The 14,217-nt window shown below is 42.6% G+C and carries 16 protein-coding genes; all 16 read left to right on the top strand.

Translation table 11 applies throughout. The features are described 5' to 3' along the window. Nucleotides 1-2 precede the first annotated feature (2 nt). The 16 genes from murA to sufB all read left to right on the top strand — a co-directional run bounded on the left by murA (nucleotide 3) and on the right by sufB (nucleotide 14,206). Entirely contained in the window at nucleotides 3-1,304 is a 1,302-nt protein-coding gene (gene murA / locus C0213_06380) for a UDP-N-acetylglucosamine 1-carboxyvinyltransferase (GenBank protein ID AUX12055.1), read from the top strand. Nucleotides 1,305-1,452: 148 nt separating this feature from the next. Then, complete coding sequence (locus C0213_06375; protein AUX12054.1) at nucleotides 1,453-2,442, top strand: rod shape-determining protein; 990 nt, start codon at nucleotides 1,453-1,455, stop codon at nucleotides 2,440-2,442. 23 nt (nucleotides 2,443-2,465) lie between these two features. Continuing rightward, nucleotides 2,466-2,651, top strand: a complete 186-nt coding sequence (locus C0213_06370; protein ID AUX12821.1) for a DNA-directed RNA polymerase subunit beta — start codon at nucleotides 2,466-2,468, stop codon at nucleotides 2,649-2,651. A 21-nt stretch (nucleotides 2,652-2,672) separates the two neighbouring features. Beyond that, nucleotides 2,673-2,921 (top strand): membrane protein insertion efficiency factor YidD, encoded by a 249-nt coding sequence (locus C0213_06365; protein AUX12053.1) that lies wholly within the window; start codon nucleotides 2,673-2,675, stop codon nucleotides 2,919-2,921. Nucleotides 2,922-2,950: 29 nt separating this feature from the next. Continuing rightward, on the top strand, nucleotides 2,951-3,181 hold the full coding sequence (locus C0213_06360; GenBank protein ID AUX12052.1) for a DUF2969 domain-containing protein: 231 nt from the start codon (nucleotides 2,951-2,953) through the stop codon (nucleotides 3,179-3,181). 93 nt (nucleotides 3,182-3,274) lie between these two features. Further along, a complete protein-coding gene (locus C0213_06355; protein AUX12051.1) occupies nucleotides 3,275-4,474 on the top strand; it encodes a rod shape-determining protein RodA in 1,200 nt (399 codons plus the stop codon). A gap of 18 nt (nucleotides 4,475-4,492) precedes the next feature. Next, nucleotides 4,493-4,801: a glycine cleavage system protein H gene (locus C0213_06350; protein AUX12820.1), complete on the top strand. Its 309-nt coding sequence runs from the start codon at nucleotides 4,493-4,495 to the stop codon at nucleotides 4,799-4,801. Nucleotides 4,802-5,151: 350 nt separating this feature from the next. Next, the gene (locus C0213_06345; protein AUX12050.1) at nucleotides 5,152-6,186 is read left to right on the top strand and encodes a methionine ABC transporter ATP-binding protein; all 1,035 of its coding nucleotides are present in this window, start codon (nucleotides 5,152-5,154) and stop codon (nucleotides 6,184-6,186) included. Continuing rightward, nucleotides 6,179-6,868, top strand: a complete 690-nt coding sequence (locus C0213_06340) for a methionine ABC transporter permease (GenBank protein ID AUX12049.1) — start codon at nucleotides 6,179-6,181, stop codon at nucleotides 6,866-6,868. The genes C0213_06345 and C0213_06340 overlap by 8 nt, the downstream gene beginning before the upstream one ends. An 18-nt stretch (nucleotides 6,869-6,886) precedes the next feature. Next, nucleotides 6,887-7,702, top strand: coding sequence for a methionine ABC transporter substrate-binding protein (locus C0213_06335; GenBank protein AUX12048.1), 816 nt, complete (start codon nucleotides 6,887-6,889; stop codon nucleotides 7,700-7,702). Nucleotides 7,703-7,819: 117 nt separating this feature from the next. After that, complete coding sequence (locus tag C0213_06330) at nucleotides 7,820-8,848, top strand: hypothetical protein (protein AUX12047.1); 1,029 nt, start codon at nucleotides 7,820-7,822, stop codon at nucleotides 8,846-8,848. A 164-nt stretch (nucleotides 8,849-9,012) separates the two neighbouring features. Beyond that, complete coding sequence (sufC, locus tag C0213_06325; GenBank protein ID AUX12046.1) at nucleotides 9,013-9,795, top strand: Fe-S cluster assembly ATPase SufC; 783 nt, start codon at nucleotides 9,013-9,015, stop codon at nucleotides 9,793-9,795. 12 nt (nucleotides 9,796-9,807) lie between these two features. After that, complete coding sequence (gene sufD, locus C0213_06320) at nucleotides 9,808-11,112, top strand: Fe-S cluster assembly protein SufD (protein AUX12045.1); 1,305 nt, start codon at nucleotides 9,808-9,810, stop codon at nucleotides 11,110-11,112. Continuing rightward, nucleotides 11,090-12,328 carry a cysteine desulfurase gene (locus tag C0213_06315; GenBank protein ID AUX12044.1) on the top strand — a complete coding sequence of 413 codons (1,239 nt, stop codon included), beginning with the start codon at nucleotides 11,090-11,092 and terminating at the stop codon, nucleotides 12,326-12,328. The genes sufD and C0213_06315 overlap by 23 nt, the downstream gene beginning before the upstream one ends. Then, a complete protein-coding gene (locus tag C0213_06310) occupies nucleotides 12,315-12,803 on the top strand; it encodes an SUF system NifU family Fe-S cluster assembly protein (protein AUX12043.1) in 489 nt (162 codons plus the stop codon). The genes C0213_06315 and C0213_06310 overlap by 14 nt, the downstream gene beginning before the upstream one ends. Continuing rightward, complete coding sequence (gene sufB, locus C0213_06305; GenBank protein AUX12042.1) at nucleotides 12,803-14,206, top strand: Fe-S cluster assembly protein SufB; 1,404 nt, start codon at nucleotides 12,803-12,805, stop codon at nucleotides 14,204-14,206. The genes C0213_06310 and sufB overlap by 1 nt, the downstream gene beginning before the upstream one ends. Nucleotides 14,207-14,217: the final 11 nt, after the last annotated feature.

Genomic DNA, 14,217 nt, shown 5'->3' with positions numbered 1-14,217 from the left:
TCTTGGAAAAATTGATCATACAAGGCGGACAACCATTAGTTGGTGATGTCCACATCGAAGGTGCTAAAAATGCAGTGTTACCAATCATGGCGGCTGCACTTTTAGCCTCTAAAGGACCAGTTGAATTAACGAACGTGCCAATCTTATCAGATGTTTTTATGATGCAAGATGTTTTGAAGAGTCTGGATGCACGGGTTAAATTTGATGAACAGCGTAACTATTTAATGATTGATGCCAATCAATCGCTAAACTTTGAAGCGGCATTCGAATATGTTTCAAAGATGCGAGCTTCAATCGTTGTCATGGGACCTTTATTAGCAAGATTGGGGCATGCCCGAGTTGCCATGCCAGGTGGCTGTGCAATTGGTTCAAGACCAGTTGATTTACACCTTAAGGGTTTTGAAGCCCTTGGTGCAACGATTACACAAAGTCATGGTTACATAGAAGCTAAGGCCGACCAATTAGTCGGTGCAAACATCTATTTAGACTTTCCAAGTGTCGGCGCAACGCAAAATATCATGATGGCGGCAACTTTAGCCAAAGGAACAACGGTCATCGAAAATGTTGCGCGCGAACCAGAAATTGTTGATTTAGCTAACGTCTTAAATAAGATGGGCGCTAAAGTTTTCGGGGCAGGCACTGAAGAAATTCGAATCGAAGGGGTCACCGAATTAAAAGGGACTGAACACAGCATTGTGCAAGATCGAATTGAAGCCGGGACCTTCATGATTGCCGCTGCAGCCACTAAAGGAAATGTTTTGGTTGAAGAAGCTATTTCTGAACATAATAAACCTTTATTATCTAAACTAGCTGAAATGGGCGCTCAAGTTATTGAAGAAGAAAATGGGATTCGGATTATCGGCCCGGATGAATTGAAACCAAGCAATATCAAGACCTTGCCATACCCAGGTTTCCCAACAGATATGCAAGCCCAAATGACCGCTCTACAATTGATGGCCCATGGAACGAGTGTCATGACTGAAACAGTCTTCGAGAATCGTTTCATGCACCTAGAAGAGTTGCGCCGCATGAATGCTGATTACCAAGTTGAAGGGCAATCTGTCATCTTATATGGCCCCACTGAATTAACGGGTGCTGAAGTAGCCGCTTCAGATTTACGGGCCGCTGCAGCACTAGTCATTGCCGGATTAGTAGCCAATGGCGAAACGCTAGTTACTAACTTACAATACATGGATCGTGGTTATTATCACTTCCATCAAAAATTACGAGCATTAGGTGCACATATCAGCCGTGCTGATTTTGATGAAGCTGGTCATCGTAAAACAACTCAGAAATTAGCTTAAATAGCTGTGATTAAAGAATGATATTCGTTTTTAGACGGACGTCGTTCTTTTTTATTGTAAATTTCGTAAACGAAACTTATATTTTATTGATATTAGGCTTGTGGTATAATTGACTATTGAATATGGTTTCTGGAAGGAGCAACACTAAATGGCTAAAGATATCGGAATTGATTTAGGGACAGCCAACGTCTTGATTAACGTCATGGATAAAGGCATTGTTCTTAATGAACCTTCAGTCGTTGCGATCGATACTAAAACGAAAAAAGTATTAGCAGTTGGTTCTGAAGCATACAGCATGGTTGGCCGGACACCCGGCAATATTTTGGCAGTGCGCCCACTTAAAGATGGTGTGATTGCTGATTTTGATATGACCGAAGCAATGCTTGCTTATTTCATTAATAAATTAAACGTCAAAGGTTTTCTATCAAAACCAAACATCTTAATTTGTTGTCCAACAAATATTACATCGATTGAACAAAAAGCAATTGTAGAAGCTGCTGAAAAATCTGGCGGCGGTAAAGTTTTCTTAGAATTTGAACCCAAGGTTGCCGCTGTCGGCGCTGGGATGGACATTTTCCAACCACGCGGTAACATGGTGATTGATATTGGTGGTGGGACGAGTGATATCGCTGTACTATCAATGGGTGAAGTGGTTACCAGTCGTTCATTACGGCTTGCTGGTGATCGCATGAATGCTGAAATTGCAGCGTACGTTAAACGTAAACATAACTTATTAATCGGTGAACATACCGCCGAAACAATTAAGTTGAAGATTGGTAGTGTTTGGCATGCCGATGCAAGTGAACAATTAGAAGTTCGTGGCCGTGATATTGTCGGTGGGTTACCCGTGTCAATCACGATTGGTGCGGACGAGGTTGAACTTGCCTTGCACGAAACCATGATGGCCATTGTTGCCGCTGCTAAAGAAGTGCTTGAAGTGACACCACCAGAATTAGCCGGCGATATTATCGATCGCGGGATTATGCTAACCGGTGGTGGCGCGCTATTACGCAATATTGCCAACCTCTTTTCTGAACACCTCAAGGTCCCAGTTGTCTTAGCTGAAAAGCCATTAGACGCAGTTGCCTTAGGTACGGGTGTTTTATTGGAAAATATTGCCCAAAAACGAGCACACTAAATCAGAAGTAAGGGATTGTGAATATTGTGTATCGATCAAATTTTGAAGAGCACGTCAAACCAGTTCTTAAAAAGATTTTACTAGTAATTGTTTTAATGATTTTCGCCGGGTTAATTGGCCAAATGATCGGTTTTGCAATGGGTGGTCAAAATCCATTTGCCGTCTTCTTACCAAGTACTTGGAGTCACATTATTAATTTCTTACAGTAGATCAGGATAAGTGGTGATTGCATGCGAAAGATATTAATTGCATTTGTGCGGTTTTACCAAACTGGTATTTCGCCATTCTTACCACCGAGCTGTCGGTATTATCCGACTTGCTCTAGTTATATGATTCAAGCCATTCAAAAACATGGCGCGATTAAAGGACTAGTTATGGGCATTGGCCGTATTTTACGGTGTCACCCGTTTATAAAGGGTGGCTATGATCCCGTTCCAGACCATTTCACAGTCTTTCGGAATAAGTCTGTTGATCACTAATGTTACAAAATAAGGAGTTTCAAAAAAATATGTCTAAAAAAGAACAACGCGTAGAAGTTACAATTGATGATATTACCCGCAATGGCCAAGCAATGACCAGCGTTAAGGTTGGTAAAAATGAAGTGGGGGTCATCGTTGAAGATAGTGCTAAAAAACGATTCGAAGCAACTGTCGAAGGTACTGGTCAAAGTATCATTACCAAAACGCACGATGATGCTGTTAACGAATTACTACGGGAGTACCATTTACACCAAGGTTAATTCTTAAGAATTAATTAGCTTTAGAGTAACCCGGCAGATTTTTGGCCGGGTTATTTTATAATTAAGACAGTTTTTAGTTGAAGGAGACTTAACATGCCAAAGGAATTAGAAAAAGTCGACGATACTTCACGCGTAGATTACGGAATTGTCTTTTCCGTGTTCATGTTAGCGTTGATCGGTTTAATGTCGATTTATGTGGCGACAACCCATGACACAAGTGGCGCTAGCTCAACACGAGCCGTAATTATGCAGGCCGCTTGGTACGTCATCGGTGGTGTTGCGATTATTGCCATCATGCAATTTGATTCGGAGCAACTCTGGCGGATTGCACCGATTGCTTATGGCATCGGGATTTTCCTCCTAATTGCGGTTTTATTCTTTTACAATCGGGCGGTTGCAATTCAAACTGGTGCTAAAAGTTGGTTTTCATTAGGACCGATTTCGTTTCAGCCTTCCGAAGTGATGAAGCCGGCTTATATCTTAATGATGAGTCGGGTTGTGACTAAGCACAATACCGAGTATCCAGAACATACGATTAATACGGACTGGTTATTGTTAGGCCGTTTATTAATTTGGACGCTCCCCGTGATGGTGCTCTTGAAGTTACAAAACGATTTTGGGACCTTATTGGTATTCGTCGCAATTTTGGGTGGTATTATCTTAGTGTCCGGGATTACATGGAAGATTTTGGCGCCCGCAATTGCCGTGATGGCAGCTATCGGCGGAACTGCCTTGACCTTGGCAGCCACAACGCCAGGACGGGCGATTTTGACCCATTTAGGCTTTAAAACCTATCAATTTAACCGAATTGATGCTTGGTTACATCCGTTTGATAATACGGCCAGCACGAGTTTGCAGTTATCCCAGAGTTTAAAGGCAATTGGCTCAGGTCAATTGGTTGGTAAAGGCTTCAATCAAATTCAAGTTAACGTACCCGTTCGTGAATCGGATATGATTTTCTCTGTAATTGGTGAAAACTTTGGTTTCATCGGTTCTTGTTTAGTCATTTTGTTGTATTTCTTATTGATCTACCAAATGATTCGGGTCACATTTGATACCAAAAATGAGTTTTATGCCTATGTTTCAACGGGTGTTATCATGATGATTCTTTTCCATGTTTTTGAAAATATTGGGATGAGTGTTGGTTTGTTACCATTGACCGGTATTCCATTACCGTTTATTTCACAAGGGGGCTCATCGCTATTGGGGAACATGATGGGGATTGGCTTTATCATGTCGATGCGGTACCATTATAAGAGTTATATGTTCAGCGAATCTGAAGATACTTTCTAGGAGTGAAAACAATTGACAATGAGTAATAATGATTATTTTTGGACAGAAGAAATCGCAGCTTCAATCAGACGAATTGGTCTGACTAAAGGTGCGCAAAATGAATTTGGCTTAATTAAATTTGTGGATGTCCCTGTTGAAGGACAAAAGATGGCCCTTGATATGCCACTTGTTGCGATCGAAGCTGAAAAAATGGTCCAAGAACTAGATAGCCCTCTAGCAGGCGAGTTAGTTAACGTGAATACAGATTTGGCTGATAATCCCGAATTATTAAATGCTGATAACGAAAAAGATGCGTGGATTGCTGATATTCGTATTTCAGATAATTAAGCTTGACATCTGACGCCTGATTATTTAAGATAAGAATTACTTAATACAAGCGATGAAAAGATGAGTAGATAACTTAGTAGCATTTTAAGAGAGTCCGGTCAGGTGCAAGCGGATAATGTGAATGGTTTTCGAATATGGTCTTTGAGCAAATTCATTTGGTAAGGTTTAACTGAGCCGAATGCGGGGGTTGCCCGATATAGCGAACGAGTATCGATTCTGGTACTTTGTAAGGCGATTATTGTGAAGTAGTCGTGAATTAAGGTGGTAACACGCAAATTGGCGTCCTTTCTCTCATTTATTTGAGAGGAAGGACTTTTTTTGTACATTTTTAATCAAAGGGAGGAAATGCAATGTTAGAACTAAAACAAGTTGGTAAGGTTTATCAACGAGAACAACAGACATTTACAGCACTTAGCGACATTTCATTAAAAATTGAAGCGGGTGAAATTTACGGCATTATCGGCTATTCAGGCGCCGGTAAGAGTACGTTGATTCGGTTATTAAACGGTTTAGAAAAACCAACCAGTGGGGATGTCTTGGTCAATGGTCAATCGATCGTTGGTCTAAGCGAACAAGCATTACGGCCGATTCGGCAAAAGATTGGGATGATTTTTCAACATTTCAATCTGCTCTGGTCAAAAACAATTCTTGAAAATATCGCCTTACCGCTTAAGTTAGCGGGGGTTGGTAAGCAGGAACGCTTAGCCAAGGCCAAAGAGATGCTCGCACTAGTCGAACTAACAGACTTGGGCGCCGCTTATCCTAGTGAACTTTCAGGGGGCCAAAAGCAACGGGTTGCGATTGCCCGTGCGTTAATCAGCGAACCAGCCATCTTGTTATGTGATGAAGCAACCAGCGCTTTGGATCCCAAAACAACGAATTCAATTTTGAGCCTTTTAGCTAAGATTAATCAGGAAATGGGCATCACAATTGTGCTGGTAACCCACGAAATGGATGCCGTACGTCGGATCTGCCAACGGATTGCGGTGATGGCAGCCGGTCGGGTAATTGAAGAAGGCACAACACAAGCCATCTTCGAAACGCCACAAGCAGAAGTGACGAAAGCCTTTGTTTCAGAATCATTAGTGATTACGCCTAGTGAAACAGCTGCTTCAATCGAACAGTTGTTGACGCGGGTACCAGAGGGCACAATCGTCAAACTTCGCTTTAACGAAGAACAATCGAGTCAACCGGTCATCGGCCAATTAATGCGCCGCTACCCAAGCGTTGAAGTCAGTGTGATTAGTGGCAGTTTACAACAAACGATTAATGGTGCCCTGGGGTATTTATACATTCAGATTCAAGCTAGTCCAGACGATTTAAAACAGGCATTATCCGACCTAAGTCAACAAACTATCGAAGTAGAGGTGTTAAGACATGGCTAATATCAACGGATTTCAATCTTATTTTCAATTTAAACAAATCGACTGGCCAACGATGTGGGAAGCAACAGGCGAAACGGTTTGGCTAACGGCTGTCAGTGTCTTGCTAGTCGCAATTCTCGGTTTCTTGTTAGGGTTAGTCTTGTATCAAACGAATGGCAAAACGGATTTTATGAGTCGGTTGTTAAATGGAATTGTCGCTTTATTCGTCAACGTTTTTCGTTCAGTACCGTTCATCATCTTGATTGTGCTTTTGATTCCCATGACTAAGGAATTGATGGGCACCATGATTGGTCCCAAAGCTGCGATTCCCGCATTAATCGTTTCGGCAGCACCATTTTACGCACGGTTAGTAGAATTAGCCTTTCGTGAAGTTGATAGTGGGGTCATTGAAGCGACCCGTGCACTAGGTGCTTCCAAATGGCAAATTATCTGGCAAGTCCTGTTACCAGAAAGCATGCCCGCCCTTGTTTCCGGATTAACGGTTACGGCGATTTCATTACTTGGTTACACGGCAATGGCCGGTGTGATTGGGGCCGGTGGTTTAGGGAACTTAGCCTACACGGAAGGCTTCCAAGCCAATCAAAATACAATTACATTAGTTGCCACAGTCATTATTCTAATTATCGTCTTCATTTGTCAAAAAACCGGTGACATTATCATTGCCAAAATTGATCACCGTTAATTAAAGGGAGAAAAGTAGATGCAAAAAAGATATTTAAGTGTTCTTGCTGGGCTTTTAATTGTTGGCGGACTGTTGACTGGCTGTCGCGCTAAAAAAACAGATCCCAATACGATTGTGATTGGCGCCTCAACCATTCCGCATGCCGCTATTTTAAGACACGTTAAACCCGAATTAAAAAAAGAAGGCATCACATTGGACGTCAAAGCGTTCAGTGATTATGTATTACCTAATAAGGCGCTAGCGAACGGCGAATTGACCGCTAACTATTACCAACACATTCCGTTTATGAAAAAGGCCAACCACGATAATGGCTACCACTTAGTGAGTGCTGGGGGGATTCATCTGGAACCACTCGGCCTTTACAGCAAGCGGGTTAAAAAATTAAGTGCCGTCAAAACCGGCGCTACCGTCCTGGTTTCAAATAGTCAAACTGACTGGGGCCGGGTGCTTTCGATTTTAAAAGCGGGTGGTTTAATCACTTTGAAACCAGGGGTCAAAGTTGAAAATGCGACCTTCAAGGATATTGCCAAAAATCCGAAGAAGCTCAAATTTAAGTACACATTTGAACCGAAATTGATGCCTGAATTGTTGAAAAATGATGAAGGTACGCTGGTTGCCATCAATTCAAACTATGCGGTTCAAGCCGGCTTCACACCGGAAAAAGATGCCGTGGCAATTGAAAGTCTCTCATCACCATACGTAAACGTCGTCGCCGTTAATAAAGGTGACGAAAACAAACCTGCAATTAAGAAATTAATCAAAGTACTCAAATCAAAATCAACCCAAGCCTGGATTAAAAAGCAATGGCACGGGGCGGTATTACCAGTTAAATAATGAAGGAAAAGTCTTATCGAAGGATAGGGCTTTTTAGTTGTCATTGGCATGCGGTTTTAAATTAGCTATACTGATTAAGGGATAAGTAGTTAATATTGGAAAAGTAAGGGTGAGTACATGCAACGCAAAGTTTGGGGAATATTTTTGATTTTTTGTTTTATTAATTTAAGTGGTTTTACAGTAATTGGACATCGGGGAGAACCGGCCAAAGCGCCAGAACATAGTTTTCAGTCGTATGATCAAGCGCTTGCGGATCATGCTGATTACATCGAACAGGATTTAGAAATCAGCCAGGATGGGGTCTTGGTCGTTTCCCATGATCCAATGACCGATCGAACAATGAATCGGAAATACATCATTGACAAAAATAGTTGGCAAACGTTAAAACAGGCGGAATTTACGAATCATGAACATCTCCATCGATTAAGTGATGTCTTCGAACGCTATCGGTCCAATCCTAAGGCAAAGTTTATGATTGAAACAAGGTTATTAAATAACCAAATGGTGATGGAAGATAAGTTGGTAGCACTTGTAAAGGCTAACCATTTAGAAAAACGAGTTTATTTTGAGTCATTTTCAATGGCCTCGCTAGAAAAATTGCACCATTTATTACCAGAAGTACCGCTATTATTTTTAAATTATAACGAGCCGTATAATTATCGTCAGTTACAGTCACCACGATATAATTTTTTATCAGCCGTTTCAATGCGCGTGAGTTATGCAAGTGATCAAGTCGTTAAAACACTGCATCAGGCACATAAGCAAGTCATTCCATACGATAATTTTTCTGAAAATATTAGTCGTGCAGCGGATAATCGAAAGAAATTCGATGGTTTTTTTACAAATTATACCGGGGTCTACACACATCAAAATAAGTGTGTAGAACATCCACAAACAATTACGACACAAGCTAAGGGTACGACTAAGGTTTTTGATTCACCATTCAAATGTGCTGAATACCGATCGATTGAGGGTAAGCGACTCAATTTAAAGCCCAATACAGCTTGGCAAGTGAACTACGCCCTAAAAGGACTTGATAATCAGGTTTATTACGACCTTGGAAGTAGTCAGTGGATTAAGGCACCACAGCCTAAAAAAACAACATTGCTATCTAGAATTTGGGAAAAAATTAAAGACATATTTTAATAGCTTAGTTTAGAGAAGAGGCTGAAGGGATTCAGTCTTTTTTTATTGTGATAGATAAGAATTGATTCTTTTTTACAATCATTCTTCTATTGAAAAGCGTTCTCATTTAGCTTAGAATTAAGTCAGCAACAACGTGTTATAATGCGATTTTTGGAGGGTCAGTAATGTCTAAATTAGAAATTATCGATTTACACGTCGGAATTGACGGTAAAGAAATTTTAAAAGGTGTTAACTTAGAAATGAATACGGGTGAGATTCACGCCATCATGGGACCAAATGGGACCGGTAAATCAACCCTTTCAGAAACCATCATGGGGAATCCTAAATATGAAGTACTTCAAGGTGAAATTAAATTAGACGGTCAAAATATTCTTGAAATGCCAGTTGATGAACGGGCGCGCGCTGGCTTGTTCTTAGCGATGCAATATCCATCTGAAATTCAAGGTGTTACAAACGCTGAATTTATGCGGGCTGCTATCAATGCGCGTCGGGCTGAAGATGATCAAATTTCAATTATGGCCTTCTTGAAAAAATTAGATCAACGCATGGCGGTCTTAGATATGACAGAAGAAATGTCTGAACGTTACTTAAACGAAGGCTTTTCTGGTGGTGAAAAGAAACGGAACGAAATTCTACAATTGATGATGATTGAACCTAAATTTGCCATTTTAGATGAAATTGATTCTGGTTTAGATATCGATGCTCTTCAAGTTGTTTCTAAAGGGGTCAACGAAATGCGCGGTGATAACTTCGGTTCATTGATTATCACGCATTATCAACGTTTATTGAACTATATTGTGCCTGATTTCGTGCACATCATGATGGGCGGTAAAATCGTAACGACTGGTGATGCGTCATTGGCCAAACGTCTAGAAGACGAAGGTTACGCCGGTATTCGTGATGAATTAGGGTTAGACATTAAATTAACTGACGATGAAAGTAAATAGGGGGCGGCTTTGATGAAAAAGAAATTAGCCATCACACCTGAACAAGTTGCGGCTTTTTCAATTGCCCATCAAGAACCAGATTGGTTTGCAGCCTTACGCCAAACAGCCTTAGGCCAAATTGAAAAGCTCGACTTACCTATTTTCGAAAAGATTAATTACAAACATTGGCCAATTATGGCTGCGAGTGCGCCGACTTTAACAACTTCTGCGACTGATACACTACCCGAAATGGTCGCTGATTTAACTGCGGATCAACCTTATGTCGTGCAAGTTGGGCAAACAATTGCCAAATTAAATCTGCCTAGTGAATTGGCAGAGCAAGGGGTCATCTTTACCGATATCTTCACTGCTTTACAAGACTATCCTGAATTAGTTCATGAATACTATATGCAAGTGACGGTTAAACCGGATGAAGATCGTTTGACGGCCTTTCATACAGCCTTGATGAACAGTGGGATGTTCTTGTACGTACCGAAGAATGTGGTGATTAAGCAACCGATTACGGCTTATTATGTCCAAGATAGCACGCAAGCCACTGATTTTATCCATCACGTTTTAATTGTGGCAGAACAAAACAGTGAGTTTAGTTATCTAGAAAATCTACAAACAATGGGTGATCACAAGAACCTAGCTAATATGGTGGTTGAAGTGATTGCTAAGGATAATAGTCACGTGCATTTCTCAGCTGTTGATGCGTTTGGTAAGTCTGTCACGACTTATCTGAACCGTCGGGGGCACTTAATGCGGGATGCTCGGATTGATTGGGCACTGGGCTTCATGAATGATGGCAATATCATTGGCGATTTCGATTCTGATTTAGTCGGCGATGGTTCGCATGCTGAAACAAAAGTGGTCGCCATTTCAACTGGGAAACAAATTCAAGGAATCGATACGCGGGTGACGAATATTGGACCGCGTTCAATCGGCCATATCTTGCAACATGGTGTTATTTTAGAAGATGCGACCCTGACTTTTAACGGGATTGGGCACATCATCAAAGGCGCTAAAGGTGCCGATGCACAACAAGAAAACCGGGTCTTGATGTTATCACGAACGGCCCGTGGGGATGCCAATCCGCTATTATTAATCGATGAAAATGATGTTCAAGCCGGTCACGCTGCCAGTGTTGGTCGTGTTAATGAACAACAAATGTACTATCTCATGAGTCGGGGCTTGTCTAAAGAAGTTGCACAACGCTTAGTGATTCGTGGGTTCTTAGGCGCCGTCCTGACAGAAATTCCGGACAAAAATGTTCGTCAACAATTAACGGACACAATCGAGAGGAAGTTAATCGATGGGCAAAAGTCTGAACACTAGTCGGCAAGATTTTCCAATTTTAGAACAATTGGTGAATGACGAACCCTTGGTTTATTTGGATAACGCAGCGACAACCCAAAAGCCACAAGTGGTGATCGACCAATTAGTGAATTACTACCAACATGACAATGCCAATGTTCACCGGGGTGTGCATACGTTGGCGGAACGAGCGACTGCTCAATACGAGGCTGCACGGGTTAAAGTTCAACAATTTATCAATGCGGCTTCTTCAGCGGAGATTGTCTTCACAAAAGGAACCACGCAGAGTTTAAACTGGATCGCCGGTAGTTTTGGACCAACCGTTGTCCAAGCTGGCGATGAAATTGTTATCAGCTACATGGAACACCATAGCAACCTAGTCCCTTGGCAACAACTTGCTAAAAAGACGGGGGCCAAACTACGCTACATCGATCTATTGACAGATGGTCAGTTAGATTTAGACGCTGCTAAGCAGGTCATTGGTCCGCGGACTAAAATCGTCAGTTTAGCGCATGCTTCTAACGTTTTAGGCGTTGTCAATCCAGTGAAGACGATTGCGGCACTAGTCCATGCCCAAGGTGGCTATATGGTCGTTGATGGCGCACAAGCTGTTCCGCATATGCCAGTTGATGTGCAGGCGCTGGATGCAGATTTTTATGCTTTTTCAGGGCATAAAATGTTGGGTCCAACAGGGATCGGTATCTTGTATGGTAAGCAGGCCTTGCTCGAGCAGTTACCACCCGTTGAATACGGTGGGGAGATGATTGATTTTGTTGGCTTACAAGAATCGACCTTCAAAGAACTGCCTTGGCGCTTAGAAGGTGGAACCCCCAATATTGCTGGCGCGATTGGTTTAGGGGCTGCGATTGATTATCTGAATCAGATTGGGATGACCAATATCCAGGCACATGAGCAGGCTTTAGTCGCCGAAGCATTACCGGCCTTACAAGCCGTCGAAGGGTTAACGATTTATGGGCCGCAAGAAGCTAGTCAGCGAACGGGTGTGATTGCTTTTAATCTGGATAATCTCCATCCGCACGATTTAGCAACAGCCCTCGATATGGAAGGGGTCGCTGTTCGCGCGGGGCATCATTGCGCACAACCACTGATGCAGTGGCTAAACGTTGCGGCAACGGCTCGCGCGAGTTTCTACCTCTACAATACGTCAGAAGACGTACAAGCCTTAGTGGCCGCGATTCAAGCAGCAAAGGAGTTTTTCCAAAATGGCACTCTCTAAATTAGATAACTTATATCGACAGGTCATCTTAGACCATTCGCAACATCCGCACCATCATGGTCATTTAGACACTGTCGATCATGAAATTGAATTACGTAACCCAACTTGTGGCGATGCGTTGCAGTTGGAGATTGCACTTGAAGATAACCGGATTAGCCAGATTGCTTTTTCAGGGGAAGGCTGCACCATCAGTCAAGCCTCTGCCAGCATGATGACCGATGCGGTCTTGCATAAAACACCTGCTGAAGCTGAAGTGATGATCGAACGCTTTTCAGACATGGTGATTGGTGATCGCGATGAAGATTGGACAATTCTAGAAGATGCGGCCATTTTGCAGGGCGTGCAACAATTTCCAGCGCGGATTAAATGTGCTACGCTTGCTTGGAAGGCGCTCCACAAAGCGCTCAATAGCGATACCAACACAGCAACAACGGGTCAAATTGTGAACCATGCAGAAACGGAGGGAACAGATTAATGACAGAAGAGACGACGATGCCCCAATTTGAGAACTACGATTACGGCTTTAGCGATGATGTTGAACCCGTCTTTTCAACCGGCCGGGGCTTAACTGAAGATGTTGTGCGCGCAATTTCGCACGAGAAAAAAGAACCCCAATGGATGTTAGACTTCCGTTTAAAATCATTTCATGCTTACGAAAAAATGCCAATGCCCGATTTTGGCCCAGATTTATCCGGCCTGGATTTAGAGCATATGCTGTACTACCAAAAGGCGACTGATAAACAATACCGCGATTGGGAAGATGTCCCTGATAAAATCAAGGAGACTTTTGACCGCTTAGGGGTTCCAGAAGCTGAACGGAAATACTTGGCTGGGTCCAGTGCGCAATATGAATCAGAAGTGGTTTACCACAATATGCGCGATGAATTTGAAAAGCTCGGGATTATCTTTACCGATATGGATACTGCCTTGCGCGAATATCCCGATATCGTGAAGGAATACTTCAGTACTTTGGTTAAACCAACCGACAATAAATTTTCAGCGCTCAACTCGGCTGTTTGGTCTGGTGGGACCTTCATCTACGTGCCAAAAGGTGTGCGGACAGATATTCCAATCCAATCATACTTCCGGATTAACGCTGAAAACTCAGGTCAATTCGAACGGACATTGATCGTTGTTGATGAAGGCGCCAGCGTGAATTACGTCGAAGGTTGTACTGCACCCAGTTATTCAAGTGATAGCTTGCACGCGGCGGTCGTTGAAGTCTTCGTGAAACGGGATGCTTATTGCCGGTACACAACGATTCAAAACTGGTCGAAGAATGTTTATAGTTTGGAAACCAAACGGGCTCAAGCCATGGAAAATGCGACAATGGAATGGGTCGATGGGAACCTCGGTTCTAAAATGACTATGAAATACCCAAGTGTCTATCTCGATGGCGAAGGCGCCCGGGGCACAATGCTATCAATCGCTGTTGCTGGCGAAGGTGTTGACCAAGACAGTGGCGCCCGGATGATTCATGCCGCACCAAATACGTCGTCCTCAATCGTTTCAAAATCGATTGCCAAAGACGGTGGTGCCGTTGATTATCGAGGCACTGTTCGTTTTGAACGCGACAGTGACGGCTCTTTTGCCCACGTCGAATGTGATACGATTATTATGGATGATAAATCCAGTTCCGACACGATTCCGTATAATACAATCTTAAACGGGAACGTCTCAATGGAACATGAAGCCAAAGTCTCCAAAATTTCAGAAGAACAACTCTATTACTTGATGAGCCGTGGCATCTCGGAAGCCAAAGCAACCGAAATGATCATCATGGGCTTTGTCGAACCATTCACCAAGGAACTCCCAATGGAATACGCGGTGGAATTGAATCGATTGATTAGCTATGAAATGGAAGGGTCTGTCGGCTAATTAAAAAGGCT

Origin of the sequence: Latilactobacillus sakei (assembly GCA_002953655.1) — a bacterium.
Lineage (GTDB): Bacteria > Bacillota > Bacilli > Lactobacillales > Lactobacillaceae > Latilactobacillus > Latilactobacillus sakei_A.
Note: the sequence above shows the minus strand (reverse complement) of the source record. Positions and strands in the feature narration are given on the sequence as shown.

What these genes read in the sequence shown, in the direction of transcription:
- C0213_06335 (AUX12048.1), top strand. Translation starts at nt 6,887, where the DNA reads ATGCAAAAAAGATATTTAAGTGTTCTTGCTGGGCTTTTAATTGTTGGC.
- C0213_06350 (AUX12820.1), top strand. Translation starts at nt 4,493, where the DNA reads ATGAGTAATAATGATTATTTTTGGACAGAAGAAATCGCAGCTTCAATC.
- C0213_06365 (AUX12053.1), top strand. Translation starts at nt 2,673, where the DNA reads ATGCGAAAGATATTAATTGCATTTGTGCGGTTTTACCAAACTGGTATT.
- C0213_06360 (AUX12052.1), top strand. Translation starts at nt 2,951, where the DNA reads ATGTCTAAAAAAGAACAACGCGTAGAAGTTACAATTGATGATATTACC.
- C0213_06375 (AUX12054.1), top strand. Translation starts at nt 1,453, where the DNA reads ATGGCTAAAGATATCGGAATTGATTTAGGGACAGCCAACGTCTTGATT.
- sufC (AUX12046.1), top strand. Translation starts at nt 9,013, where the DNA reads ATGTCTAAATTAGAAATTATCGATTTACACGTCGGAATTGACGGTAAA.
- C0213_06315 (AUX12044.1), top strand. Translation starts at nt 11,090, where the DNA reads ATGGGCAAAAGTCTGAACACTAGTCGGCAAGATTTTCCAATTTTAGAA.
- C0213_06310 (AUX12043.1), top strand. Translation starts at nt 12,315, where the DNA reads ATGGCACTCTCTAAATTAGATAACTTATATCGACAGGTCATCTTAGAC.
- C0213_06340 (AUX12049.1), top strand. Translation starts at nt 6,179, where the DNA reads ATGGCTAATATCAACGGATTTCAATCTTATTTTCAATTTAAACAAATC.
- C0213_06330 (AUX12047.1), top strand. Translation starts at nt 7,820, where the DNA reads ATGCAACGCAAAGTTTGGGGAATATTTTTGATTTTTTGTTTTATTAAT.
- C0213_06355 (AUX12051.1), top strand. Translation starts at nt 3,275, where the DNA reads ATGCCAAAGGAATTAGAAAAAGTCGACGATACTTCACGCGTAGATTAC.
- sufB (AUX12042.1), top strand. Translation starts at nt 12,803, where the DNA reads ATGACAGAAGAGACGACGATGCCCCAATTTGAGAACTACGATTACGGC.
- C0213_06345 (AUX12050.1), top strand. Translation starts at nt 5,152, where the DNA reads ATGTTAGAACTAAAACAAGTTGGTAAGGTTTATCAACGAGAACAACAG.
- sufD (AUX12045.1), top strand. Translation starts at nt 9,808, where the DNA reads ATGAAAAAGAAATTAGCCATCACACCTGAACAAGTTGCGGCTTTTTCA.